37 protein-coding genes are annotated in these 23,373 nt (G+C 62.0%); 3 read left to right on the top strand and 34 right to left on the bottom strand.

The annotated features are described in order from the left end of the window. Positions 1–51 precede the first annotated feature (51 nt). The gene (gene eccE / locus ACN50D_RS29395) at positions 52–1,692 is read left to right on the top strand and encodes a type VII secretion protein EccE (RefSeq protein WP_007728584.1); all 1,641 of its coding nucleotides are present in this window, start codon (positions 52–54) and stop codon (positions 1,690–1,692) included. A 16-nt stretch (positions 1,693–1,708) separates the two neighbouring features. Here the strand turns inward: eccE and ACN50D_RS29390 are convergent, their stop codons facing one another. Further along, complete coding sequence (locus tag ACN50D_RS29390) at positions 1,709–2,266, bottom strand: NADPH-dependent FMN reductase (protein WP_003940967.1); 558 nt, start codon at positions 2,264–2,266, stop codon at positions 1,709–1,711. 22 nt (positions 2,267–2,288) lie between these two features. Further along, positions 2,289–2,867 (bottom strand): TetR/AcrR family transcriptional regulator, encoded by a 579-nt coding sequence (locus ACN50D_RS29385; RefSeq protein ID WP_007728583.1) that lies wholly within the window; start codon positions 2,865–2,867, stop codon positions 2,289–2,291. A 57-nt stretch (positions 2,868–2,924) separates the two neighbouring features. On the opposite strand from ACN50D_RS29385, the gene ACN50D_RS29380 reads away from it, so the two are divergent. Next, on the top strand, positions 2,925–4,067 hold the full coding sequence (locus tag ACN50D_RS29380; protein ID WP_007728582.1) for an acyl-CoA dehydrogenase family protein: 1,143 nt from the start codon (positions 2,925–2,927) through the stop codon (positions 4,065–4,067). 57 nt (positions 4,068–4,124) lie between these two features. Here the strand turns inward: ACN50D_RS29380 and truA are convergent, their stop codons facing one another. The 32 genes from truA to rpsJ form a co-directional block, all read right to left on the bottom strand. Further along, positions 4,125–5,009 (bottom strand): tRNA pseudouridine(38-40) synthase TruA, encoded by an 885-nt coding sequence (gene truA, locus ACN50D_RS29375; RefSeq protein WP_007728581.1) that lies wholly within the window; start codon positions 5,007–5,009, stop codon positions 4,125–4,127. Positions 5,010–5,015: 6 nt separating this feature from the next. Continuing rightward, on the bottom strand, positions 5,016–5,573 hold the full coding sequence (gene rplQ / locus ACN50D_RS29370; RefSeq protein ID WP_007728580.1) for a 50S ribosomal protein L17: 558 nt from the start codon (positions 5,571–5,573) through the stop codon (positions 5,016–5,018). A gap of 29 nt (positions 5,574–5,602) precedes the next feature. Beyond that, complete coding sequence (locus tag ACN50D_RS29365) at positions 5,603–6,664, bottom strand: DNA-directed RNA polymerase subunit alpha (RefSeq protein WP_003941016.1); 1,062 nt, start codon at positions 6,662–6,664, stop codon at positions 5,603–5,605. Between the two features lie 120 nt (positions 6,665–6,784). Continuing rightward, the gene (gene rpsD / locus ACN50D_RS29360; protein WP_003940769.1) at positions 6,785–7,390 is read right to left on the bottom strand and encodes a 30S ribosomal protein S4; all 606 of its coding nucleotides are present in this window, start codon (positions 7,388–7,390) and stop codon (positions 6,785–6,787) included. A 22-nt stretch (positions 7,391–7,412) separates the two neighbouring features. After that, entirely contained in the window at positions 7,413–7,826 is a 414-nt protein-coding gene (gene rpsK, locus ACN50D_RS29355; RefSeq protein ID WP_003940683.1) for a 30S ribosomal protein S11, read from the bottom strand. Next, entirely contained in the window at positions 7,826–8,200 is a 375-nt protein-coding gene (rpsM, locus tag ACN50D_RS29350; protein ID WP_003940834.1) for a 30S ribosomal protein S13, read from the bottom strand. The genes rpsK and rpsM overlap by 1 nt, the downstream gene beginning before the upstream one ends. A 250-nt stretch (positions 8,201–8,450) precedes the next feature. After that, positions 8,451–8,564 carry a 50S ribosomal protein L36 gene (gene rpmJ, locus ACN50D_RS29345; RefSeq protein WP_003938068.1) on the bottom strand — a complete coding sequence of 38 codons (114 nt, stop codon included), beginning with the start codon at positions 8,562–8,564 and terminating at the stop codon, positions 8,451–8,453. Between the two features lie 90 nt (positions 8,565–8,654). Continuing rightward, positions 8,655–8,876, bottom strand: a complete 222-nt coding sequence (infA, locus tag ACN50D_RS29340) for a translation initiation factor IF-1 (RefSeq protein ID WP_003418601.1) — start codon at positions 8,874–8,876, stop codon at positions 8,655–8,657. A 313-nt stretch (positions 8,877–9,189) separates the two neighbouring features. Next, complete coding sequence (gene map / locus ACN50D_RS29335; protein ID WP_003940806.1) at positions 9,190–9,987, bottom strand: type I methionyl aminopeptidase; 798 nt, start codon at positions 9,985–9,987, stop codon at positions 9,190–9,192. Continuing rightward, the gene (locus tag ACN50D_RS29330; protein ID WP_003940868.1) at positions 9,987–10,532 is read right to left on the bottom strand and encodes an adenylate kinase; all 546 of its coding nucleotides are present in this window, start codon (positions 10,530–10,532) and stop codon (positions 9,987–9,989) included. The genes map and ACN50D_RS29330 overlap by 1 nt, the downstream gene beginning before the upstream one ends. Beyond that, complete coding sequence (gene secY, locus ACN50D_RS29325) at positions 10,529–11,848, bottom strand: preprotein translocase subunit SecY (RefSeq protein ID WP_003940773.1); 1,320 nt, start codon at positions 11,846–11,848, stop codon at positions 10,529–10,531. Before secY ends, ACN50D_RS29330 begins: the two co-directional genes overlap by 4 nt. Before the next feature lie 276 nt (positions 11,849–12,124). Next, positions 12,125–12,568: a 50S ribosomal protein L15 gene (gene rplO / locus ACN50D_RS29320; RefSeq protein ID WP_003940829.1), complete on the bottom strand. Its 444-nt coding sequence runs from the start codon at positions 12,566–12,568 to the stop codon at positions 12,125–12,127. A gap of 2 nt (positions 12,569–12,570) precedes the next feature. Further along, positions 12,571–12,750: a 50S ribosomal protein L30 gene (gene rpmD, locus ACN50D_RS29315; RefSeq protein WP_003940751.1), complete on the bottom strand. Its 180-nt coding sequence runs from the start codon at positions 12,748–12,750 to the stop codon at positions 12,571–12,573. Next, positions 12,750–13,421 carry a 30S ribosomal protein S5 gene (gene rpsE, locus ACN50D_RS29310; RefSeq protein ID WP_003940718.1) on the bottom strand — a complete coding sequence of 224 codons (672 nt, stop codon included), beginning with the start codon at positions 13,419–13,421 and terminating at the stop codon, positions 12,750–12,752. The genes rpmD and rpsE overlap by 1 nt, the downstream gene beginning before the upstream one ends. A 31-nt stretch (positions 13,422–13,452) precedes the next feature. Next, entirely contained in the window at positions 13,453–13,860 is a 408-nt protein-coding gene (rplR, locus tag ACN50D_RS29305) for a 50S ribosomal protein L18 (protein WP_211920501.1), read from the bottom strand. A gap of 1 nt (position 13,861) precedes the next feature. Then, on the bottom strand, positions 13,862–14,401 hold the full coding sequence (gene rplF / locus ACN50D_RS29300) for a 50S ribosomal protein L6 (protein ID WP_003940970.1): 540 nt from the start codon (positions 14,399–14,401) through the stop codon (positions 13,862–13,864). 14 nt (positions 14,402–14,415) lie between these two features. Next, positions 14,416–14,814: a 30S ribosomal protein S8 gene (rpsH, locus tag ACN50D_RS29295; RefSeq protein WP_003940873.1), complete on the bottom strand. Its 399-nt coding sequence runs from the start codon at positions 14,812–14,814 to the stop codon at positions 14,416–14,418. A 451-nt stretch (positions 14,815–15,265) separates the two neighbouring features. Further along, on the bottom strand, positions 15,266–15,451 hold the full coding sequence (locus tag ACN50D_RS29290; protein ID WP_003940698.1) for a type Z 30S ribosomal protein S14: 186 nt from the start codon (positions 15,449–15,451) through the stop codon (positions 15,266–15,268). A 4-nt stretch (positions 15,452–15,455) separates the two neighbouring features. Then, positions 15,456–16,022 carry a 50S ribosomal protein L5 gene (gene rplE / locus ACN50D_RS29285; protein WP_003940924.1) on the bottom strand — a complete coding sequence of 189 codons (567 nt, stop codon included), beginning with the start codon at positions 16,020–16,022 and terminating at the stop codon, positions 15,456–15,458. 1 nt (position 16,023) lies between these two features. Continuing rightward, complete coding sequence (gene rplX, locus ACN50D_RS29280; RefSeq protein ID WP_003941019.1) at positions 16,024–16,341, bottom strand: 50S ribosomal protein L24; 318 nt, start codon at positions 16,339–16,341, stop codon at positions 16,024–16,026. After that, positions 16,341–16,709 (bottom strand): 50S ribosomal protein L14, encoded by a 369-nt coding sequence (rplN, locus tag ACN50D_RS29275; RefSeq protein WP_003940951.1) that lies wholly within the window; start codon positions 16,707–16,709, stop codon positions 16,341–16,343. The genes rplX and rplN overlap by 1 nt, the downstream gene beginning before the upstream one ends. A gap of 346 nt (positions 16,710–17,055) precedes the next feature. Further along, a complete protein-coding gene (gene rpsQ, locus ACN50D_RS29270) occupies positions 17,056–17,337 on the bottom strand; it encodes a 30S ribosomal protein S17 (protein ID WP_003941020.1) in 282 nt (93 codons plus the stop codon). Next, positions 17,334–17,570: a 50S ribosomal protein L29 gene (gene rpmC, locus ACN50D_RS29265; RefSeq protein ID WP_003940734.1), complete on the bottom strand. Its 237-nt coding sequence runs from the start codon at positions 17,568–17,570 to the stop codon at positions 17,334–17,336. Before rpmC ends, rpsQ begins: the two co-directional genes overlap by 4 nt. Then, positions 17,570–17,986, bottom strand: coding sequence for a 50S ribosomal protein L16 (gene rplP / locus ACN50D_RS29260; protein ID WP_003940899.1), 417 nt, complete (start codon positions 17,984–17,986; stop codon positions 17,570–17,572). Before rplP ends, rpmC begins: the two co-directional genes overlap by 1 nt. A gap of 3 nt (positions 17,987–17,989) precedes the next feature. After that, positions 17,990–18,796: a 30S ribosomal protein S3 gene (gene rpsC, locus ACN50D_RS29255; protein WP_003941003.1), complete on the bottom strand. Its 807-nt coding sequence runs from the start codon at positions 18,794–18,796 to the stop codon at positions 17,990–17,992. Continuing rightward, positions 18,796–19,200, bottom strand: coding sequence for a 50S ribosomal protein L22 (rplV, locus tag ACN50D_RS29250; protein ID WP_003940717.1), 405 nt, complete (start codon positions 19,198–19,200; stop codon positions 18,796–18,798). The genes rpsC and rplV overlap by 1 nt, the downstream gene beginning before the upstream one ends. Next, positions 19,197–19,478: a 30S ribosomal protein S19 gene (rpsS, locus tag ACN50D_RS29245; protein WP_003940820.1), complete on the bottom strand. Its 282-nt coding sequence runs from the start codon at positions 19,476–19,478 to the stop codon at positions 19,197–19,199. The genes rplV and rpsS overlap by 4 nt, the downstream gene beginning before the upstream one ends. 13 nt (positions 19,479–19,491) lie before the next feature. Then, complete coding sequence (rplB, locus tag ACN50D_RS29240; protein ID WP_003940895.1) at positions 19,492–20,328, bottom strand: 50S ribosomal protein L2; 837 nt, start codon at positions 20,326–20,328, stop codon at positions 19,492–19,494. 39 nt (positions 20,329–20,367) lie between these two features. Continuing rightward, positions 20,368–20,673, bottom strand: a complete 306-nt coding sequence (rplW, locus tag ACN50D_RS29235) for a 50S ribosomal protein L23 (RefSeq protein ID WP_003940990.1) — start codon at positions 20,671–20,673, stop codon at positions 20,368–20,370. Next, positions 20,670–21,344 carry a 50S ribosomal protein L4 gene (gene rplD / locus ACN50D_RS29230; protein ID WP_003940723.1) on the bottom strand — a complete coding sequence of 225 codons (675 nt, stop codon included), beginning with the start codon at positions 21,342–21,344 and terminating at the stop codon, positions 20,670–20,672. The genes rplW and rplD overlap by 4 nt, the downstream gene beginning before the upstream one ends. After that, entirely contained in the window at positions 21,341–21,997 is a 657-nt protein-coding gene (rplC, locus tag ACN50D_RS29225) for a 50S ribosomal protein L3 (RefSeq protein ID WP_003940826.1), read from the bottom strand. The genes rplD and rplC overlap by 4 nt, the downstream gene beginning before the upstream one ends. 17 nt (positions 21,998–22,014) lie before the next feature. Further along, positions 22,015–22,320: a 30S ribosomal protein S10 gene (rpsJ, locus tag ACN50D_RS29220; protein WP_003938093.1), complete on the bottom strand. Its 306-nt coding sequence runs from the start codon at positions 22,318–22,320 to the stop codon at positions 22,015–22,017. 552 nt (positions 22,321–22,872) lie between these two features. Between rpsJ and ACN50D_RS29215 the strand changes: the two genes are divergently transcribed. After that, a complete protein-coding gene (locus ACN50D_RS29215; protein WP_003940943.1) occupies positions 22,873–23,349 on the top strand; it encodes a hotdog fold domain-containing protein in 477 nt (158 codons plus the stop codon). Positions 23,350–23,373: the final 24 nt, after the last annotated feature.

Below are 23,373 nucleotides of genomic sequence, written 5' to 3'. Positions count from 1 at the left end.
CTGGGGCGGAAATTTTCGGGTAGTTCGCAGGTCAGGTATCGGGGAGGAACCGTGGACCGATCGCGGTTGAAGCATTGGCCGTCGTCACACAGGATTTCGACGCGCGAGTTCGTGCCGGCACAGATTTTCGGAATCGGTGCGGGCGGAATCGCGATGGCCAGTGGGCTCGATTGGTTCTGGGCGCTGGCAATCGGTTGTGTGGTTGCCGGATCAATGCTGCTTCATGTGGGCGGTTGGTCGGTAATGTCCTGGATTGTCAGGTACTTTCGCTATCTGCACCGCAAGGACGTCGACCGCAGCACGATCGTCAGTTTTCACACTCCCTCCGAGCAGTCCATCGGGCTCCGAGTGGACGGATCTTCGCTCGTCGCTGTCGTCGAGATCGCTCCCCCACGCGACTACCTGACCAGGATCGGCCGTCATTCGTTCGACGCTTCCCACCTTCTGCCCACGGCAGCCCTCGCCAATTGTCTCCATCAGCACGACATCTCACTCACTGGCATCGACATCGTCAGTCACGGATACCGCGCCGCGTCGGGAACGCCTGCCACCGAAGTCTACGAACGTCTCATCGGACCACTACCAGCCACCGCCACCAGAAGTGTTTGGCTTGCACTACGTTTCGACGCGCTGGAGGGTGGTGCAGCAGTCGAACGCCGGGGCGGGGGCGAACAGGGCGCCGGCCGCGCGATAGCTGTTGCCGCCAATCGTGTCATCCGGGTGCTCGATTCAGCGGGGTGCAAGGCGCGGATCCTGACCGCACCGGAGATCGCGTCGTCCACTGCCCAGGTGACAAGAGGAGTGGCCGGCCACGAGGTCACCGAAACGTGGCGAAGTACCCCCTTGCCTGGCGTGTCCAACGTCGGATTTGGGATCGAACCCCGTTTCATCACCACTGCGACCCTGACCCGAGTGTGGGCAGTGGCAACGGTCGGGACGTCCGTGACAATTCGGTTACGACCCACCGGACAACGCGGAGAGGCGAAGGTCAGTGCGACATGTCGCTTCACCACGCGCAATCCACCTGAGAACGCACCGCTGGCCGGTTTGGTCTCGCTACGTGGGCGCCAGCGCGACGGATTGCTGACCAACTTGCCAACCGCATTGGCCGCGCTGGACGGCATCACGCCGGGCGTTCGCATGGACGGGGGCACACTCGACTCACTCGCTCTACCCCTTGCCGGGTGCGGCCAACTCATCGGCTCGGACCGAAACGGGCACGGTGTCGCGGCCAGAATTTCGGGGCCGGGCGTCAACACCGTTCTTGTCGCCGGCGAACTCTATCTGGCTCAGCAGTTGATCTTTCGAGCCATCGCGACCGGCGCACTGGTACTCGTCCACACCGATCGACCGCAAGCGTGGACCGCGCTCACCGACTCGATGGGAGTGCCTGACCGACTCCGCGTGTCCGGGCAGGGCGGTGGGCCTGAGGGCGCCTTCAACACTGTCGTATTCGACGGCGTCGAGGGGTTATCTCCGCGTGCCGGCGTGACCGCAATCTATGTGTACGGACATCCACGCCAATGGCCTCGGATCGACCCTGAAATCTCGATAGTCCAGCCATTCGCACTCGGTGACAAGATCACGGTCGAAACCGGCCGTACACGCGTCGACCTGACTCTGGTGACCATCGCTTCCGAGACATCGTTCATCGGCCGTCCACGAGCCGGCGACGCTCACCAGATGGCGTGATCACGTATGTCCAAGATCAGCCGGGATAGGGATCACTTGCACGTTGCATCCGCAATCCGCTTCCCCACCAATCCAATTCACGAATCATCTTCTCGCTTGCATCGATCGCAATCGAATCGACGCCGTACGGCTCGTGTCCGAATTGCTTACGCACCCGGTGGATGGTCACGCTTTGACGCACCGAGACCATGTGCAACTCCGCCACCACTTGCCTCAGTTGCTCGACGGCCCGAACACCACCTGAAATCCCGCCGTAGGACACGAATCCGATCGGCTTGGCACGCCACTCGTGTTTCACCGAATCGAATGCGGTCTTGAGAGCAGCCGGATACCCGTGGTTGTATTCGGAGGTCACGGCGACAACAGCGTCGGCGCGCCCGATTCGCCGGCGGAAAACCTCCGTGGCAGGTGAATCCGAGAAATCCTGGGGCAACGACAGCTCTCTGAGGTCGATCACCGATACGTTCCACGACGGGTTCGCGGTTGCGCGCTCGACAAACCAGTCCGCCACTGCTCGTCCCATTCGCCCCTCGCGGACCGAACCTACGATGACTTCGACGTTCAAAGGTGCCATGAACGTCGATGCTAGCGACTGATCACGCAGTGATCCCGTCCGTGATGAGTGCTGCCAGTTCCCGATAAGCGCTGGCATCGTCCAGACCAGTTGCCCGGTAGACCGCGCGTTGCTGGATCCGAACCATCGTCGCCGCAGCGGCATCGGCGACAAATGATGCGTGTACCTGCCGGAATGCGCCCGAATCGACTCCCTCGACGATGAGCGATCGCACACGATCAGCAGCGATCGACGTGTTCTTCTCGTAGACCTGGCTCGCCGACACCGATTCGGCCAGGTCTTCCATGAACTGACTGGACGCCGCGGACAGCCGATCACCCACTGCTTCGAGATACACCGCGACTCGACGAGGCGGGGCCGTTTCGGCGGCGACTGCACTCTCCACTGCATCGGTCGCCGCCCGGAAGAAGTGCACTGTCACAGCCCGCACCAGATCCTCTTTGCCGGCCGCCACGGTGTACAAGGTGCTCTTGGAGCAGTGCAGACGAGCTGAGATCTCGTCGAGCGTGAGGTGGGCGAAACCCTCGCTCAAGAACAGTTCGACCAATTGATCGAACAACTCTGCCCTGCGCGCAGTCGTCTTGTGAACCAGCCTTGCCATACCTACAACAGTACTGCAGTATCGTTCTCAGTACTATTACCTAGCTAGGAGCCGACCGTGCCCGTCGAACGCCTGATGCCCAGCCAAGAAGCTCGCGATCTCATCGAACTGACGCGTGATGTCGCGGACAAGGTACTCGCGCCCAAGGTCAACGAATACGAGAAGGCCGAGAAGTATCCAGACGGAGTGTTCCCCGCACTCGGACAGGCGGGTCTGCTGAGCCTTCCGTATCCCGAGGAGTTCGGCGGCGGCGATCAGCCGTACGAGGTGTACCTCCAAGTGCTCGAAGAGATCGCCTCACGCTGGGCAGCGGTTGCAGTGGCGGTGAGCGTGCACAGCCTGTCGTGCTTCCCGCTGTTCACCTTCGGCACCGACGAACAGAAGAACCGCTGGCTACCGGACATGCTGGGCGGCAACACCATCGGCGCGTACAGCCTTTCCGAAGCGCAGGCCGGGTCCGACGCCGCCGCGTTGTCGTGCAAGGCGACGCCCACCGACGGTGGCTACCGCGTCAACGGTTCGAAAGCCTGGATCACCAACGGCGGCAAGGCGGACTTCTACAACCTCTTCGCACGCACCAGTGACGACGGTTCACGCGGCGTCTCCTGCCTCCTGGTGGACAAGGACACCGAAGGCCTCAGCTTCGGAAAACCCGAAGAGAAGATGGGGCTACGCGCGGTCCCCACTGCCTCCGCGAACTACGACGACGCCTTCATTCCTGAGGAGCGATTGATCGGTCAGCGCGGCCAGGGGCTGCCGATTGCCTTCAGCGCTCTCGACTCCGGCCGACTCGGAATCGCTGCCGTTGCCGTCGGAATCGCTCAAGGCGCGCTCGACGACGCGGTCGCTTACGCGAAGGAGCGCAAGGCATTCGGCAAGCGGATCATCGATCACCAGGGACTCGGTTTCGTGCTCGCGGACATGGCTGCCGCAGTCGACTCCGCGCGAGCCACCTACCTCGATGCAGCCCGCCGCCGCGACGCCGGAGTTCCGTATTCACGCAACGCGAGCGTCGCCAAGCTCGTGGCCACCGACGCGGCAATGAAGGTCACCACCGACGCCGTTCAGGTATTCGGTGGGTACGGATACACCCAGGACTTCCCCGTCGAGCGCTACATGCGCGAGGCCAAGATCACGCAGATCTTCGAGGGCACCAACCAGATTCAGCGATTGGTCATCGCGCGCCAACTGGCGGGATAGCCCCCCGATACGAATGCCCTCCCACACAGAGTGGGAGGGCATTTTGCATGGTGAAGTTCAGTCGCCGCAGCATCCACCCGAAGACGGAATCTCGCGGGTCTCACGGGTAATCGCGTTGCGGGCAGCCAGTTCCGAGTAGTCGGGGTAGTCCACGCGGACCAACGAAAGTCCGTGCGCCGGCGCAACGAGGATGGAACTGGACCGCGAAGTTTCGTCGAGCAAACCTGCCACCCAGTCGGCGGTGCGCCGTCCCTCACCGACGGAGAGGACTGCGCCGACAAGACTGCGAACCATCGACCAGCAGAACGCATCGGCATTCACGTACGCCGTGAACACCGTGCCCTCTTGGGTCCAGTCGAAACGCTGCAGCTCCCGCACCGTCGTGGCGCCTTCTCGACGCTTGCAGAATGCCGCGAAGTTGTGCAGACCCAGCAGCCGATTCGACGCTTCCTGCATCGCTCCGAGATCGAGTGGTTTGGGATACGAGACGGTGTCGCGTGCGCGTAGTGGCTCCACTCCGAACGCCGCGTTGGTCACCCGGTACTCGTAATAACGTCGCATCGCGGAGAAGCGCGCATCGAAGTCACCCGGAACCACCGATATCTGTTTGACCCGAACGTCCTTGGGCAGAAATCGTGCAAGTCTGCGCACGAGTCGCGACGGATCGTCCGGGAGCAACTCTCCCGGAACGTCGACGTGCGCTACCTGACCGGTGGCGTGGACACCGGCGTCGGTTCGACCGGCAACGGTCAACTGAACCGGGTGTCGAAGCACCGTTCCCAACTTGTCTTCGATCTCACCGCACACGGTGCGCAGATCGGTCTGGCGGGCCCAACCCGAGAAGTCGGTGCCGTCGTAGGAGATGTCGAGCCGCAATCGAACGAGCCCGCCGTCCCCGATGGGGGCGGCGGGCTCGTTCGATTCAGCGTGTGCCGAAACCAAGGGAGACTAGTCCTTCTTGGCCTCTTCGGCCTCGGGAGCGTCGGCCGCAGTTGCGGTCTCGTCCTCGATGGCCTCGACCACTGCGTCAGCGTTCTCGACCTCAGCGTCGGTCGCGTCGGCCTCTACGGCCTCTACGACGTTCTCTGCGGCGGGAGCTTCCTGCGAGGACTTGACGCGACGAGCGCGGTCAGCCTCGGAGGTGACGGTCTTTTCCTTGACGAGCTCGATGATTGCCATCGGAGCGTTATCACCCTTGCGGGGGATCGTCTTGATGATGCGGGTGTATCCACCGTTACGGTCCGCGTAGAACGGGCCGATCTCGGCGAACAGGGTGTGAACGACATCCTTGTTGCGGATGACCTTCAGCACCTCACGACGGTGAGCCAGCGTGCCGGCCTTTGCGTGCGTGACGAGCTTCTCGGCGTAGGGGCGCAATGCCTTGGCCTTGGACTCGGTGGTGGTGATGCGACCGTGCTCGAAGAGCGCGGTAGCCAGATTGGCGAAAATCGCCTTCTGGTGGGAAGCCGACCCGCCGAAGCGGGCACCCTTCTTGGGCTTGGGCATGATGATCTCCTAGTAAAGGACCTGAGCTGCTACAGCTGTTCGGTCTCGGCGTAGTCCTCGGTACCTTCGGCATCGCCGAAGGAACCGGCATCAGTGTCACTCCACGTTCCGGTGGCGGCGTCGTAGCCGGCAACGGTGGTGGGATCGAAGGATGCGGGGCTGTCCTTGAGGGACAGGCCGAGCGAATGCAGCTTGACCTTGACCTCGTCGATGGACTTCTGTCCGAAGTTGCGGATGTCGAGCAGATCGGACTCGGTACGGCCGACAAGCTCACCGACGGTGTGAACACCTTCGCGCTTGAGGCAGTTGTAGGAGCGGACCGTGAGGTCCAGATCCTCGATGGGGAGTCCGAAGGAAGCGATGTGATCGGCCTCGGCAGGCGAGGGTCCGATCTCGATTCCTTCTGCTTCGACGTTCAGCTCACGGGCCAGGCCGAAGAGCTCAACCAGGGTCTTGCCCGCCGAAGCGAGCGCGTCCCGTGCGGTGATGGAGTTCTTCGTTTCCACGTCGAGAACGAGCCGATCGAAGTCGGTGCGCTGTTCGACGCGAGTGGCCTCCACCTTGTAGGTGACCTTGAGCACCGGCGAGTAGATCGAGTCGACCGGGATACGGCCGATCTCTGCGCCGGACGCCTTGTTCTGAACGGCGGGGACATAGCCGCGACCGCGCTCGACTACGAGCTCGATCTCCAGCTTTCCCTTGTCGTTCAGGGTGGCGATGTGCAGATCAGGGTTGTTCACGGTGACGCCTGCCGGGGGCACGATGTCGCCTGCAGTAACAGCGCCGGGGCCCTGCTTGCGGACGTACATGGTGACCGGCTCGTCCTCTTCGGAGTTCACGACGAGGCCCTTGAGGTTCAGGATGATGTCGGTTACATCTTCCTTCACGCCCGGGACGGTGGTGAACTCGTGGAGAACGCCGTCGATACGGATGCTGGTGACAGCAGCGCCGGGGATCGACGAGAGCAGCGTGCGGCGCAGCGAATTGCCGAGCGTGTACCCGAAACCTGGCTCCAGGGGCTCGATGACGAACTTCGAGCGGTTATCAGCGATGACCTCTTCGGTCAGCGTGGGTCGCTGAGAAATGAGCATTGGTATTTCCTCCTGTACGGACGTCCACTATTTGACGCCCACGATGGGAAAGGGCCTGCGGCCCTGTGAGTGGTTGAGGAGTCCGGAGACTCCTCAACCACTCACGGGGTGCGAAGCGCCTTACTTCGAGTAGTACTCGACGATGAGCTGTTCCTGCAGAGCGATGTCGATCTGCGCGCGCTCGGGAAGCTGGTGAACCAGGATCCGCAGACGCGAGCCGACAACCTGCAGCCACCCGGGAACCGGGCGATCGCCGACGGTCTCACGCGCAACCTGGAACGGAAGCGTGGAGAGCGACTTCTCCTTGACATCGATGATGTCGTACTGCGAGACGCGGTAGCTCGGGATGTCGACCTTCTTGTTGTTCACGAGAAGGTGACCGTGCGTGACCAGCTGACGTGCCTGACGGCGCGTGCGAGCGAGGCCTGCGCGGTACACGACGTTGTCGAGACGCGACTCGAGGATGCGAAGCAGGTTCTCGCCGGTCTTGCCGGGGCGGTTGTTCGCCTCCTTGTAGTACAGGCGGAACTGCTTCTCCATGACGCCGTAGGTGAAGCGAGCCTTCTGCTTCTCCTGCAGCTGGAGCAGGTACTCGCTCTCCTTGATACGCGCGCGGCCGTGCTGTCCGGGCGGGTACGGGCGACGCTCGAATGCCTGGTCGCCTCCAACGAGGTCGACGCGCAGACGACGCGACTTGCGGGTGATGGGTCCGGTATAACGTGCCATTTTCTTCTACCTATCCTTCCCGCTATACCCGACGCCGCTTGGGCGGACGGCAGCCGTTGTGCGGCTGGGGGGTTACATCGGAAATGGTGCCGACCTCGAGGCCAGCGGCCTGGAGGGAACGGATTGCGGTCTCGCGACCGGATCCCGGTCCCTTGACGAAGACGTCAACCTTCTTGACACCGTGCTCCTGCGCCTTACGGGCAGCGCTCTCAGCAGCAAGCTGAGCGGCGAAGGGAGTCGACTTACGCGAACCCTTGAAGCCGACGTGTCCCGAAGACGCCCAGGAAATGACATTTCCGGCGGGGTCCGTGATGGACACGATGGTGTTGTTGAAGGTGCTCTTGATGTGAGCGGCGCCGTGCGGGATGTTCTTCTTATCCCTGCGACGCGTCTTCTGGGTCTTCTTCGGACCGGTGCTACGTGACTTCGGGGGCATTACTTCGCCTTCTTCTTGCCGGCAATGGTGCGCTTCGGACCCTTACGGGTACGGGCGTTGGTCTTGGTGCGCTGACCACGCACGGGCAGACCACGACGGTGGCGCAGGCCCTGGTAGCAGCCGATCTCGATCTTGCGACGGATGTCGGCCTGAACCTCGCGGCGAAGGTCACCCTCGACCTTGAGCGACTCCTCGATGTACTCGCGGAGCTTTGCCAGGTCCTCGTCCGAGAGGTCCTTGCTCCGGAGATCCGGGCTGACGCCGGTGGCGTCAAGGATTTCCTTGGAGCGGGTACGGCCGATGCCGTAGATGTATGTCAGTGCGATCTCCATGCGCTTTTCGCGAGGAAGATCAACACCAGAGAGACGTGCCATGGTGGCATTTCCTTATCGGTGTGCGGAGGTCTGCTCCCAGCCCTTCCCCTGTGCCTCTTGCCGAGTACCGACGCCCGAAGGCGCAGATGATCTCATCAACTAACTCAGTGGGGCCCCGGCCTCCGTGCCGGGGGTGAACCATTGTCCGACCTTGGCGATCGGTGAACGATCGCGTGGGGTCTCGTCAACAATGGCTGGTACTGGGAGGTCTTCTTTGCTTGTTGCCAAGCAGATCTTCGAAAAGCTAGATCTAGCCCTGACGCTGCTTGTGACGCAGGTTCTCGCAGATCACCATGACTCGACCGTTACGGCGAATCACTTTGCACTTCTCGCAGATCTTCTTGACGCTCGGCTGAACCTTCACGTCTTCTGATCTCCTGTTTTGTCGCAGCCCGCCGCGATGAACCGCGGCAGACATACTTCTCCCTGACCCAGGTCAGGTCCGGGAAGTTCGTTACTTGTAGCGGTAAACGATGCGTCCGCGCGACAAATCGTAGGGCGAGAGCTCTACGACAACGCGATCTTCCGGGAGGATGCGAATGTAGTGCTGACGCATCTTTCCGCTGATGTGGGCGAGGACCTTGTGGCCATTCTCGAGCTCAATGCGGAACATCGCATTGGGCAGCGGCTCGACTACTCGTCCTTCGACCTCGATGGCCCCGTCTTTCTTAGCCATATCCTCCGCGATCCGTTTGGTTTGGCATGCTTCGTGCATCGGCTTCCGTTACATTGGCACGCAATGGAAAGATCGCCGGCAGTTCGAAAGCCCGATCCCGGAGCGATCCGGGCGTAGGCACACGAACTATCGACGCGCATAGCGCACCGCCTAGCCATGTTACGCGATGTAAACGACCAGGCCAAATGCGCCTCCGGTCAGGGTGACGACGCACACCGCTCCCCCATCGAAAAAGTCCCAGCCTCGAAATGAGGCTGGGACTTCTCGAACATGAATCATGCTCGCTGCCAACACTTGTCAGCGACTGTGTCGACTACTCCGGCCGGAGTGTCAGAATCCGCGGACCGTCTTCGGTCACTGCGACAGTGTGTTCCCAGTGCGCCGCACGGGACCCGTCGGTCGTCACAACGGTCCAGTCGTCGTCGAGAATCACCGTGTCGGTGGTGCCGAGCGTGAGCATCGGCTCAATCGCCAGGCAAGATCCGACAACCAGTTCAGGACCCTTACCCGGGGCACCTTCATTGGCGAGGAACGGATCCATGTGCATTTCCCGGCCGATTCCGTGTCCGCCGTATCCGTCGACGATGCCGTAGGAACGACCGTGCAACTTCTCGGCGGCATGAGTACCGACCTCGATCGCGTGCGAAACATCCGTCAGACGGTTGCCGGCGATCATTGCCGCGATCCCGGCTTCCATAGAAAGCCGAGTGGCTTCGCTGAGCTCCTGATCGGCGACGCTGATCTCACCGACACCGAACGTCCAAGCGGAGTCACCGTGCCATCCGTCGAGGATCGCGCCACAGTCGATGGAAACCAGGTCGCCTTCAGCCAGGATGTCCTGAGCTGAAGGGATTCCGTGAACGACGCGATCGTTGACCGAAGAGCAGATCGAGCCGGTGAAGCCGTGGTACCCGAGGAACGAGGGCACGGCGCCGGCGTCACGAATGACGGATTCAGCGACCGCGTTCAATTCCAAAGTGCTGACACCGGGCTTCGCCGCAGCGCGAACCGCCACCAGAGCCGAACCCACGATGGCGCCGGCAGCAGCCATCGCGTCGAGTTCGCCCGCGGAGCGGAACGGAACAACCTTGCGTTTGCGCCCGAAGACCATTACTTACCCAACGCTGCCAGTGCGCGAGCGTTGACCTCTTCGACCTCGCCGATCGCGTCGACGGAGACGATGCTGTCCTTGTAGTAATCGAACAGCGGTGACGTCTCGTCGCGGTAGACCCGGAGTCGGTTGCGAATGACGTCCTCGGTGTCGTCTGCACGACCGCGGGCGAGCATACGCTCGACCACGATGTCCTCGTCGACGACGAAGGAGAGGACACCGTCGAGCTTGGTGTCGAGATCCTTCAAGATTCCCTCGAGTGCCTGAGCCTGTTCGACCGAGCGCGGAAATCCGTCGAGAAGGAAACCGTTTGCTGCGTCCGGTTCTGCGACGCGAGCCTTCACCATGTCGTTGGTGATCGAGCTCGGTACGAGTTCGCCGGCGTCGATGTACTTCTTTGCTTCCACACCGAGAGCGGTGGCCTGACCGATGTTCGCGCGGAAGAGATCACCCGTGGAGATATGGGGAACGCCGAACTTCTCGGACAAGATAGCGGCCTGGGTGCCCTTGCCGGCACCGGGAGGACCAAGGAGGACAAGTCTCACTTGAGGAACCCTTCATAGTTACGCTGCATTAGCTGACTCTCGATCTGCTTCACGGTGTCCAGGCCGACGCTGACCATGATCAGCACCGCGGTGCCACCGAACGGCAGGTTCTGCGCGCCGCCGCCATTCCCGATGTCGAGGAACAGGTTGGGCAGAACAGCAATGGTGCCGAGGTAAATCGCACCCGGAAGGGTGATGCGACTCAGCACGTAGTTGAGGTAGTCCGCGGTCGGCTGACCGGGTCGGATACCGGGGATGAAGCCGCCGAACTTCTTCATCTCGTCGGCGCGCTCTTCGGGATTGAAGGTGATGGCGACGTAGAAGTACGTGAAGAAGACGATCAGGCCGAAGTAGATCGCGATGTACACCGGGTTGGCCGGATTCACCAGGTAGGTGTTGATGAGGCGCTGCCACCAACTGGGGTCGACCGCTGTACTGGCCGAAGTCAGCTGTGCAATCAAGTTCGGGAGGTACAGCAGTGAAGACGCGAAGATCACCGGGATGACGCCGGCCTGGTTCACCTTCAGAGGCAGGTACGTCGAGGATCCGCCGTACATCTTGCGTCCGACCATCCGCTTCGCGTACTGCACCGGGATACGACGCTGACCCTGCTCGACGAAGACGACACCGGCGATGATCAGCAGCGCTGCGAGGCAGACGAAGGCGAAGACCAGCGGACCACGGCTGTCGAGGATTGCCTTGCCCTCGCTCGGGATACGCGATGCGATACCGGCGAAGATGAGGAGGGACATACCGTTGCCGACGCCACGTTCGGTGATGACCTCGCCGAACCACATGACCATGGCAGCACCGGCAGTCATGACCAGCACGATGATGACAAGTCCGAAGATCGACTTGTCGGCGATGATGTCGTCACAGCCCTGGAGCAACTGTCCGCGTGCCGCAAGAGCGACGATGCCGGTCGACTGCAGGATTGCCAGAGCAATGGACAGGTAACGCGTGTACTGCGTCATCTTGGCCTGGCCGGACTGGCCTTCTTTCCGAAGTTCCTCGAACTTCGGAATCACCACGGTCAGGAGCTGCACGATGATGCTCGCCGTGATGTACGGCATGATGCCGATCGCAAAGATCGACATCTGCAGCAGAGCGCCGCCGGAGAACAGGTTGATCAGCGAGTAGATACCTGCTGAGTCACCGGAGTTGGCGATATCGATGCACTGACGCACACGGCCGTAGTCGACACCTGGGGACGGGATGAGAGCGCCGACCCGATACAGAGCCACCAAGCCGAGGGTGAAGAGGATCTTCCGCCTCAGGTCTGGGGTCCTGAGGGCCGAGACGAAGGCGGAAAGCAAAGATCCTCCTGGCACGACGGTAGGGAGACAGATCGTTTTGACCTGTCGAACTTTTGAACTCTAACAGTGAGCATTTGGGAACTAGGCGGGCAGACCACGAAAACCGGGTAAGCCGAAGATACATTTGCCACTCGGTGACCAGAATACTGGCCCGTCCGAGCATGCACGACCAATCTGTGACACGACCTCGTACCTGTGACACGACCTCGTAGACGCCGATGGCCGCACCGCAGCAAACGCTGCGCTGCGGCCATCGGACTAGCTACGCGTGATCACTCACAGCTCGGTGGCGGAACCACCGGCAGCAGCAATCTTTTCCTTGGCGGAACCGGTGAACTTGTCGACGGTCACCTGAACGGCAACTGTCAGTTCGCCGTCGCCCAGAACCTTGACGAGCTGGTTCTTGCGGACTGCGCCCTTGGCGACGAGATCCTCGACCGTGATTGCTCCACCTTCGGGGAACAGACGGGCGATGTCGCCGACATTGACGACCTGGTACTCGACGCGGAACGGGTTCGTGAAGCCCTTGAGCTTGGGCAGACGCATGTGAAGCGGCATCTGTCCACCCTCGAAGCCCACGCGCACGGTGTTACGTGCCTTGGTGCCCTTGGTACCGCGACCTGCGGTCTTACCACGCTTGCCGCCCTCACCGCGTCCAACACGAATCTTGTTGGACTTGGATCCCGGAGCGGGGCGCAGGTGGTGCAGTTTGATGGTCATGGTTAGACCTCCTCAACTGTTACGAGGTGGCGCACCACGTTGATCAGACCGCGGTTCTGTGCGTTGTCCTCACGAACAACGGTCTGACGGATGCCCTTGAGACCCAGCGTGCGCAGAGAATCCTTCTGGTTCTGCTTGGTCCCGATGATGCTCTTGATCTGAGTGACCTTGAGATCTGCCATTACTTCACACTCCCAGCAGCCTGTGCGCGAGCGCGAAGCATGCCGGCGGGTGCAACCTCTTCGAGGGTGAGGCCGCGGCGAGCCGCAACTTCCTCGGGACGCTGCAGACCCTTGAGCGCAGCAACGGTCGCATGCACGACGTTGATGGCGTTGTCGCTACCGAGCGACTTCGACAGGATGTCCGCGATACCAGCGCACTCCAGCACGGCGCGCACAGCGCCACCGGCGATAACACCGGTACCGGGGCTTGCCGGGCGAAGCATGACGATGCCGGCAGCAGCCTCACCCTGAACGGGGTGAGTGATGGTGTTGGCGATCATCGGGACGCGGAAGAAGCTCTTGCGAGCCTCCTCGACACCCTTCTGGATGGCCGCGGGAACTTCCTTGGCCTTTCCGTAGCCGACGCCGACCAGTCCGTTGCCGTCTCCGACGATCACCAGAGCGGTGAAGCTGAAGCGACGACCACCCTTGACGACCTTGGAAACGCGGTTGATCGTGACAACGCGCTCGATGAACTGTGACTTCTCCGCAGCGTTCCCGCCACGGCCACCGTCGCGACGGTCACGGCCGCCACCACGGTTGTCCCCACGAGCGTTGCTGTTGTCACCGCTGTTGGGGCCATTCTGTCCGGCGGGTCCGCTTCCGCCGTCACGCCTTTGACGTCCCGGCATCAGGCTGTCCTTCCGTTGAAAATGTTGGTCATCAGAACTTCAACCCGCCTTCGCGAGCCGCGTCTGCCAGGGCCGCGATGCGACCGTGGTAGCCGTGTCCGCCGTGGTCGAAGACAACTGCTTCCAAGCCGGCAGCCTTGGCGCGCTCGGCGATCAGCTGACCGACCTTCGCGCTCGCAGCCTTCTTGTCGCCTTCTGCCACGCGCACGTCTGCTTCGATGGTCGACGCGGAGGCCAGGGTGTGGCCGGCCAGGTCGTCCACGAGCTGGACGTGGATGTGGCGCGAGGACCGGTTGACGACCAAGCGGGGACGCTCGGGCGTGCCGGAGACCTTCTTGCGGAGACGGAAGTGACGACGCGTCTTCGAGAGACGACGCTTGGTGGACGCATCCTTGCCCAGCGGAATCCGCTTGGCTTTCTGGTTTGCAGTCTGGCTCATATCACTTACCCGTCTTTCCGACCTTGCGGCGGATCTGCTCACCCTCGTAACGCACGCCCTTACCCTTGTACGGGTCCGGACGACGGAGACGACGGATGTTGGCCGAGATCTGCCCGACCTTCTGCTTGTCGATGCCGGACACCGAGAACCGGGTGGGCGACTCGACGACGAAGGTGATGCCTTCAGGAGCCTCGATCGGCACCGGGTGGCTGAAGCCGAGCGCGAACTCGAGGTCCTTGCCCTTCAGTGCCACACGGTAACCAACACCGTGGATCTCCATCTTCTTCGTGTAACCCTCGGTGACACCGGTGATGATGTTCGCAACCAGGGTCCGCGACAGACCGTGCAGCGCGCGGCTACGACGCTCGTCGTCGGGGCGCGTGACGCTCAGCGAGCCGTCCTCTGCCTTTTCGATTGCGATGGGCTCGGAGATGGTCAGCGCGAGGGTGCCCTTGGGACCCTTGACGGTGACATCCTGGCCGCTGATCGTGACGTCAACGCCCGCGGGGACGGTGACCGGAATCTTTCCAATACGCGACATTGTGGTGGCCTCCCTTACCAGACGTAGGCGAGGACTTCCCCGCCTACTCCTTGATTGGCCGCCTGGCGATCGGTGAGCAGACCGGACGACGTGGAGATGATGGCCACGCCGAGGCCTCCGAGGACCTTGGGCAGGTTGGTGGACTTCGCGTAAACCCGGAGACCGGGCTTGGAAACGCGACGCACGCCGGCGAGGCTACGCTCGCGGCTGGGACCGTACTTCAGATCGACGATGAGGGTCTTGCCGACCTCTGCGTCTTCGGTACGGAAATCGGAGATGTAGCCCTCGCGCTTGAGGATCTCGGCGATGTTCGCCTTGATCTTCGAGTGGGGAAGCTTCACCTCATCGTGGTACGCCGTGTTGGCGTTGCGCAGACGCGTCAAGAAGTCTGCGATGGGGTCAGTCATGGTCATAGGTCGACCTCGACACCTTTCTCGCTGTGGTTCCCATGCAACACCGGACGAATCCGATCGTGGGCCTCCAGCAATTCGGCTGGGCCGTCCGACTTGTGTCAGACGGCGTAAGTTACCGCACCGAGCTGAACGCATGCGTCAGCCACGGCAACCGCTCTAGTGTAGGGAACTTTGGCGCAAGTGTCCACCGGGATCCCATGTCGCCTCCCCCACTGCCGCCCGAAGGATGCGATCGGGAAGCTATCGACGCACCCCGAAATCTGAACTGCTCGTTCGGCACCGAAGAACGACACCGACGAACGATGATCGCTTTCAACCAGAGTCGCAGCGGGGCAGTTCTTTTCAGGATCGGCACGATTCACATCTCGATGAAAACCACGAATGGGCGTGGGTTCCAAAGGAACCCACGCCCATTCACATGCGTGGTGTGACGAAGCCCGAGGGCCTCAGATCACCAAGAGCTCTTGCGAACTCCGGGAAGCTCGCCGGCGTGAGCCATCTCGCGAACGCAGATACGGCACAAGCCGAACTTGCGGAACACCGAGTGCGGGCGACCGCACCGCTGGCAGCGGGTGTAGGCGCGAACCGCGAACTTGGGCTTCTTGTTGGCCTTGTTGACCAATGCCTTCTTAGCCATGCGCTCAGTTCTCCTTGAACGGGAAGCCGAGGTGCTTGAGCAGTGCACGGCCTTCTTCGTTGTTGGTTGCGGTGGTCACGACGGTGATGTCCATGCCGCGGGGGCGATCGATCTTGTCCACGTCGATCTCGTGGAACATCGACTGCTCGTTGAGGCCGAACGTGTAGTTGCCGTTGCCGTCGAACTGGTTGCCCGAGAGACCGCGGAAGTCGCGGATACGGGGCAGAGCGACAGACACGAGGCGGTCCAGGAACTCCCACATGCGGTCACCACGGAGGGTGACGCGTGCACCGATGGGCATACCTTCGCGGAGCTTGAACTGCGCGATGGACTTACGTGCCTTGCGGATCTCGGGCTTCTGGCCCGTGATCAGCGACAGGTCATGGACAGCGCCGTTGATCAGCTTGGCGTCACGGGCGGCGTCGCCGACGCCCATGTTGACGACAACCTTGACGACGCCGGGGATCTGCATGACGTTCGAGTAGTCGAACTCGCTGTTGAGCGCGTCCTTGATCTCAGCGCGGTAGCGTGCCTTGAGGCGCGGCTGGACCTTGTTTTCGGTGGAGGTCATGTCAGATGTCCTTCCCGTTCTTCCGGGAAATCCGAACGCGCTTGCCGGACTCTTCGTCGGTGCGGTAGCCCACGCGGGTGGGGTTTCCGTCCGAGTCGACAACTGCAACGTTGGAAACGTGGATCGGGGCTTCCTGCGTAACGATGCCGCCGGAGGATGCTCCGCGCTCGTTCGCGGAAACCGCGGTGTGCTTCTTGATTCGGTTCACGCCTTCGACGAGGACCTTGTCGGTCGCGGGGTAGGCCTGAATGACCTTGCCCTTCGCGCCCTTGTCCTTGCCGGCGATGACCAGAACGGTGTCACCCTTGTGCACCTTCATCACAGCACCTCCGGGGCAAGCGAAACGATCTTCATGAACTTCTTCTCGCGCAGCTCACGGCCGACGGGTCCGAAGATGCGGGTTCCACGGGGATCACTGTCAGCCTTGATGAGCACTGCAGCGTTCTCGTCGAACTTGATGTAGGAACCGTCCGGACGACGGCGCTCCTTGGTCGTGCGAACGATGACGGCCTTGACGACCTCACCCTTCTTGATGTTTCCACCGGGGATTGCGTCCTTGACGGTGGCGACGATGACGTCACCGATCCCGGCGTAGCGACGTGACGAACCGCCGAGAACGCGGATGCAAAGGATTTCCTTGGCACCCGTGTTATCAGCGACGCGAACTCGCGACTCCTGCTGAATCACTTGATCTCCCTAGACCTGGAATTTCGTGCGCAACGGATTACCGACCCGGTGCGCGCGGTCATTGTTGCCACCTGCGTCGTGTCTGAGCTGCAGTCCCACCGACTGACGTCGGGAGACGATCACTGCAAGCACCGTTCGAGCTGCGCACGTGAAGACACACCTCTGCCACAGGCAACCGTTCTATTGTAGGGAAGGGTTCACCGAATACCAAATCAGCCGTACTCGACGCAACTCGAACCCTTCGCCCGGAAAGCCCCGAAAGCCCCCGGAAAGCCGAATGGCCCACTCCCCCAAGGGGAAGCGGGCCATTCGGTGATACTCGATCAGCTCGAGGATTCGATCAGGCTTACTTGGCCTTTTCGAGGACCTCGACCAGACGCCAGTGCTTCGTCGCGGACAGCGGACGGGTTTCCATCAGCTGAACGCGGTCGCCGACGCCGGCAACGCCGTTCTCGTCGTGCGCCTTCACCTTGGTCGTACGGCGGATGATCTTGCCGTAGAGCTTGTGCTTGACGCGGTCTTCGAGCTCGACCACGATCGTCTTTTCCATCTTGTCGGACACGACGTATCCGACACGGACCTTACGGCTCGCGCGCTCTTCTGTGCTCACTGCTTTTTCCTCACTCATGCCGCGTCACCTGCATCCGGACCCACAGCGAGTCCGAGCTCACGCTCACGCAGGACGGTGTAGATGCGCGCGATCTCGTGACGAACGGTGCGCAGTCGTCGGTTGTTGTCCATCTGGCCGGTAGCCATCTGGAAACGAAGGTTGAAAAGCTCTTCCTTCGACTCACGGAGCCGGGTGACCAGCTCGTCTTCACTGAGCTCGCGGAGCTCTGCTGCTGGGGTTCCAGTAGCCATCAGAACTGCTCCTCTCTGGTCACGATCCGGCACTTGCACGGGAGCTTGTGCATCGCGCGGCGCAGGGCCTCACGAGCAATCTCCTCGTTGGGGTATGTCATCTCGAACAGAACGCGTCCGGGCTTGACGTTGGCAATCCACCACTCGGGCGAACCCTTACCGGAACCCATTCGGGTTTCGGCCGGCTTCTTCGTGAGGGGGCGATCCGGGAAGATGTTGATCCAGATCTTGCCGCCACGCTTGATGTGCCGAGTCATGGCGATACGAGCGGACTCGATCTGCCGGTTGGTGATGTAGGCAGGCTCGAGAGCCTGGATGCCGTAGTCACCGAAGGTCACCTGGGTACCGCCCTTGGCGGCACCCGAACGGCTCGGGTGGTGCTGCTTGCGGTGCTTGACCCGCCGTGGGATCAACATGCGTCAGCCCTCCTGATTCTGTTCAGTTGCGGGAGCATCGGCGGTTGCGGTCGCTGCGCGGCCGGCCTCGGTGCTGGTCGCAGTGGTACCGGTGGCACCGGAACGACGCGGACGGCTCGGACGCTCACGACGCGGGCGATCCCCGGCCGGTGCGGCCGTGTTGGCGGCGAGCTCACGCTTGCCACCGACGATGTCGCCCTTGTAGATCCAGACCTTGACGCCGATGCGACCGAAGGTGGTCTTGGCCTCGTAGAGGCCGTAGTCGATGTCCGCACGAAGCGTGTGCAGCGGCACACGGCCTTCGCGGTAGAACTCCGACCGGGACATCTCGGCGCCGCCGAGACGACCGGAGCACTGAACGCGGATTCCCTTGACGTTGGGCTGACGCATGGCCGACTGGATGGCCTTGCGCATTGCACGACGGAAGGCAACGCGGTTCGAGAGCTGCTCGGCCACACCCTGTGCGACGAGCTGTGCTTCAGCTTCTGCGTTCTTGACCTCGAGGATGTTCAGCTGAACCTGCTTGCCGGTCAGCTTCTCGAGCTCGGAGCGGATGCGATCGGCTTCGGCGCCGCGGCGGCCGATGACGATGCCCGGACGTGCAGTGTGGATGTCCACGCGAACACGGTCACGGGTGCGCTCGATTTCGACCTTCGCGATTCCTGCGCGCTCCATGCCGGTGGCGAGGAGCTTACGGATCGCGACGTCTTCCTTGACGTACTCCGCGTACTGCTTGTCTGCGTACCAGCGAGACTTCCAGTCGGTGGTGATGCCGAGACGGAAGCCGTGCGGGTTGATTTTCTGGCCCACTACTGAGCACTTCCCTTCCGGCGATTACGGGTCGATGTTCCGGTCTTCGGCAGGCTCTCCACGATCACGGTGATGTGACTGGTGCGCTTGCGAATACGGAACGCACGTCCCTGTGCACGCGGTTGGAACCGCTTGAGGGTCGCGCCCTCGTCCACGAACGCCGTAGCAACGACAAGCGTGCTGGGGTCGAGGTCGAGGTTGTTCTCGGCGTTGGCTGCTGCGGAGGCGATCACCTTGGCGACCGGCTCGCTCGCTGCCTGCGGCGCGAACTTCAGGATGTTCAGGGCGTCTTCAACCGAGCGCCCGCGGACCAGGTCCACAACTCGACGTGCCTTCATCGGCGTAACGCGAACGTGCTTCGCTACAGCCTTGGCAGTCGGGTTGGCGGTTTCGGTGTTGCTCATCGCCTCTTCGCCTTCCGATCATCCTTGATGTGACCCTTGAACGTGCGGGTCGGTGCAAACTCTCCGAGCTTGTGTCCGACCATGGAGTCGGAAACGAACACGGGGACGTGCTTGCGGCCGTCGTGAACTGCAAACGTGTGGCCGATGAAGTCCGGGATGATTGTCGAACGACGGGACCAGGTCTTGATGACCTGCTTGGTTCCCTTTTCGTTCTGTACATCCACCTTCGCGAGGAGGTGGTCATCGACGAACGGGCCCTTCTTAAGGCTGCGTGGCATCCTTCACTCCCTCCTAGCGCTTGTTCTTGCCGGTGCGGCGGCGACGGACGATCATCTTGTCGCTTGCCTTGTTCTTGCGGGTACGGCCTTCAGGCTTACCCCACGGGCTGACCGGGTGGCGTCCACCTGAGGTCTTGCCCTCGCCGCCACCGTGCGGGTGGTCGACCGGGTTCATCACGACACCACGAACGGTCGGGCGCTTGCCCTTCCAACGCATACGGCCGGCCTTGCCCCAGTTGATGTTCGACTGCTCGGCGTTGCCGACCTCGCCGACGGATGCGCGGCAGCGCACGTCGACGCGACGGATTTCACCGGAAGGCATACGCAGCGTGGCGTAGCTGCCTTCCTTACCGAGGAGCTGGATGCTGGCGCCTGCGGAACGAGCCATCTTGGCTCCGCCGCCGGGACGCAGTTCCACACCGTGGATGGTGGTACCAGTCGGGATGTTGCGCAGCGGCAGGTTGTTGCCCGGCTTGATGTCGGCGCCTGCACCGGACTCGACCGGTGAACCCTGCACCAGGCCCTTGGGGGCGATGATGTAGCGCTTCTCACCGTCTGCGTAATGCAGGAGTGCGATGTTTGCTGTGCGGTTGGGGTCGTACTCGATGTGAGCGACCTTTGCCGGGATGCCGTCCTTGTCGTTGCGACGGAAATCGATCAGTCGGTATGCACGCTTGTGTCCGCCACCCTTGTGACGGGTGGTGATACGACCGTGTGCGTTACGTCCACCGCGACCGTGCAGCGGGCGAACCAGCGACTTCTCGGGGGTCGACCGAGTGATCTCGGCGAAGTCCGAGACGCTCGAGCCACGACGGCCCGGTGTTGTCGGCTTGTACTTACGGATTGCCATGAGTCTTCTCGTCCTCTATGTCTCGTCAAGTCCCGGCGCTTACGCGACCGGTCCTCCGAAGATCTCGATGGGCTTGCTGTCAGCGGACAGGGTCACGAGCGCGCGCTTGGTGTCCTTGCGCTTGCCGTAACCGAATCGGGTCCGCTTACGCTTGCCCTGACGGTTGGCGGTGTTGACGCTGGTCACCTTGACGCCGAAGACCTTCTCGACGGCAATCTTGATCTGCGTCTTGTTCGAGTCCGGGTGCACCAGGAAGGTGTAGGTGCCTTCCTCGATCAGTCCGTAGGACTTCTCGGAGATGACCGGAGCGAGCAGGATGTCGCGGGGGTCAGCGATGGTGCTCACTTGGCGTCCTCCTTGTTCTGAGCGCTCTCTGCGGGCCCGTGGATGAACGCGTTGAGTGCCTCGACGCTGAACACGACATCGTCTGCATTGAGCACGTCGTAGGTGTTGAGCTGGTCGGGTGCAATGGGATGCACGCCTTCCAGGTTCTGCACGCTCTTCCAAGCGGCTACATCCTGGCGACCCACGACGAGCAGCAGCTTCTTGCGATCCGAAATCTCGCCGAGGAACGCGATTGCGCCCTTGGTCGAAGGCGTCTGCCCTGCAACCAGTTCGGTGATGACGTGGATGCGCTCGTTGCGTGCGCGGTCAGAGAGGGCTCCGCGAAGAGCGGCTGCCTTCATCTTCTTGGGGGTGCGCTGGCTGTAGTCACGCGGCTGCGGGCCGTGAACGGTTCCGCCGCCGACGAACTGCGGTGCGCGAGTCGAGCCCTGGCGTGCGCGGCCGGTGCCCTTCTGGCGGTACGGCTTCTTGCCACCGCCGCGGACGTCGCCGCGGGTCTTGGTGGAGTGGGTTCCCTGACGAGCAGCTGCGAGCTGCGCGACGACAACCTGATGGAGAAGCGCGATGTTGGCCGGAGCGTCGAAGATCTCAGCGGGGAGATCGACGGTGCCGTTGGTCTTGCCGCCGGCGACCTTGACGTCCAGGGTCAACTTGGTCTCGGTGCTGGTCATGCCCGTGCACCACCCTTCACTGCACTCTTGACGATCACGAGGCCGCCCTTGCGGCCGGGGATCGCACCCTTGATCAGCAGCAGGCCGTTCTCTGCATCCACCTTGTGGACCGAGAGGTTCTGCGTCGTGATGCGGTCGCTACCCATGCGTCCGGACATGCGCATGCCCTTGAACACGCGGCCGGGAGTTGCACAGCCACCGATGGAGCCCGGGCGGCGGTGAACAGCCTGGGTACCGTGCGACGCGCCCTGTCCCTTGAAGCCGTGACGCTTCATGGTTCCGGCGAAGCCCTTGCCCTTGCTGGTTCCGGTGACGTCGACGTATGCGCCGTCCTCGAAGACCTCGGCGGTGAGCTCCTGGCCGACCTCGTAGTCGGAGGTGTCCGCAACGCGGAGCTCCACTACGTGGCGACGCGGGGTCACACCAGCCTTGGTGAACTGGCCGGAAGTCGGCTTGTTCACCTTGCGCGGGTCGATGGCGCCGAACGCGAGCTGAACGGCGCTGTAGCCGTCACGCTCTTCGGTACGGATCTGGGTTACGACGTTCGGCCCAGCCTTCACGACGGTGACCGGGACAACCCGGTTGTTCTCGTCGAAGACCTGGGTCATGCCGAGCTTGGTGCCCAGGATTCCCTTGATCTTGGTATCAGTCATTGTTTTTGTCTCCGCCGTCACTGAATGTTCACGTCGACACTGGCCGGAAGGTCGATGCGCATGAGCGCGTCAACCGTCTTCGGCGTCGGGTCGAGAATGTCGATCAGCCGCTTGTGAGTACGCATCTCGAAGTGCTCGCGCGAGTCCTTGTACTTGTGCGGCGAGCGGATGACGCAATATACGTTCTTCTCGGTCGGCAACGGCACAGGTCCAACGACGCGGGCACCCGTACGGGTTACCGTCTCGACGATCTTGCGCGCTGACGCGTCGATCGCCTCGTGGTCGTAGGCCTTGAGCCTGATGCGGATCTTTTGTCCCGCCACGCTTAGTGTCCTTTTCTTGCCGCGTTTCGTAGCCCGCCTGGTCAGGCTCGAGCTACCTCGTCTGCACAGTCCTTGCCTGGACGATGACACGACGAACACTGAAGCGATCGGGACCAAGTCCAAGTTCTCGGGAGTACCGAGATTCGGATCGAGATCAGGATCTGCTGCCGCTGTTCGTTTGTCATTGTTCTCCGGTACACGCGGTCGGGCGTGTCGCCTTCTCACTCATCCTGCGCCGGACAATCTTTCGATTATCTGGCGCGTGATGCGTACCGGACGTGTTCGATGTCGAACACAAAGTAGGTACTGCTTCCGTCCTGCATTACTTCTCGTCTTGCATGGTCACAGTCGTTGACCCGATTACCCCGACGGGATCTGCGATCGATCGTCTGTGACGTCTTACCCTTACCCGATCACGGCCGCAATCGACCGCGTCCCGGACAAGGCAACCCGACCAGTATGCCGTACCTGGCCCAAATCCTCAACTCCCCCGAACTGCCTTTTCCGAGTGAGCTGCGCGACAACAACCTTACTCAGAAGTAAGATAGGCCTATGACTACCTCCAGCCCTACCTATCGCGGATGGCAGAAATTGCCGGACAACGCCCTCGGACATGCAGTTTTCTCGGCGGCGATGTCCATTCGCGTGCCCTATTTCGCCTCTGTTCTCCCCCGGGTGACCAAGTTGGAACCAGGGCTCTGCGAGGTCCGCTCCCCCAAATGGTGGGGCGTCCACAACCATCTCGGCACTTTTCACGCGATCGCTGCCTGCAACCTCGCGGAGGTCGCGATGGGCATGCTGAGCGAAGCGACGGTTCCGAACTCGCACCGCTGGATCCCCAAGTCCATGAAGGTCGACTACCTCGCCAAGGCCGAGACCGGCCTGCGGGCGGTCGCCCGACTCGAGACTTTGCCGGACTTCGCGGCGATCGAGAGTGGCACGGAACTTCTCGTTCCCATCTCGATCTTCGATCGGGGCGGCAAGGAAGTAGTCCACGCCGAAATCACCACCTGGGTCTCCCCCAAGTAGGCACTCACGAACCCGCCTGCATCG

The organism is Rhodococcus sp. SB1D, from assembly GCF_048573875.1.
Lineage (GTDB): Bacteria > Actinomycetota > Actinomycetes > Mycobacteriales > Mycobacteriaceae > Rhodococcus_F > Rhodococcus_F qingshengii.
The sequence above is the reverse complement of the archived record's forward strand: the minus strand, read 5'-3'. Positions and strand labels throughout refer to the sequence as shown.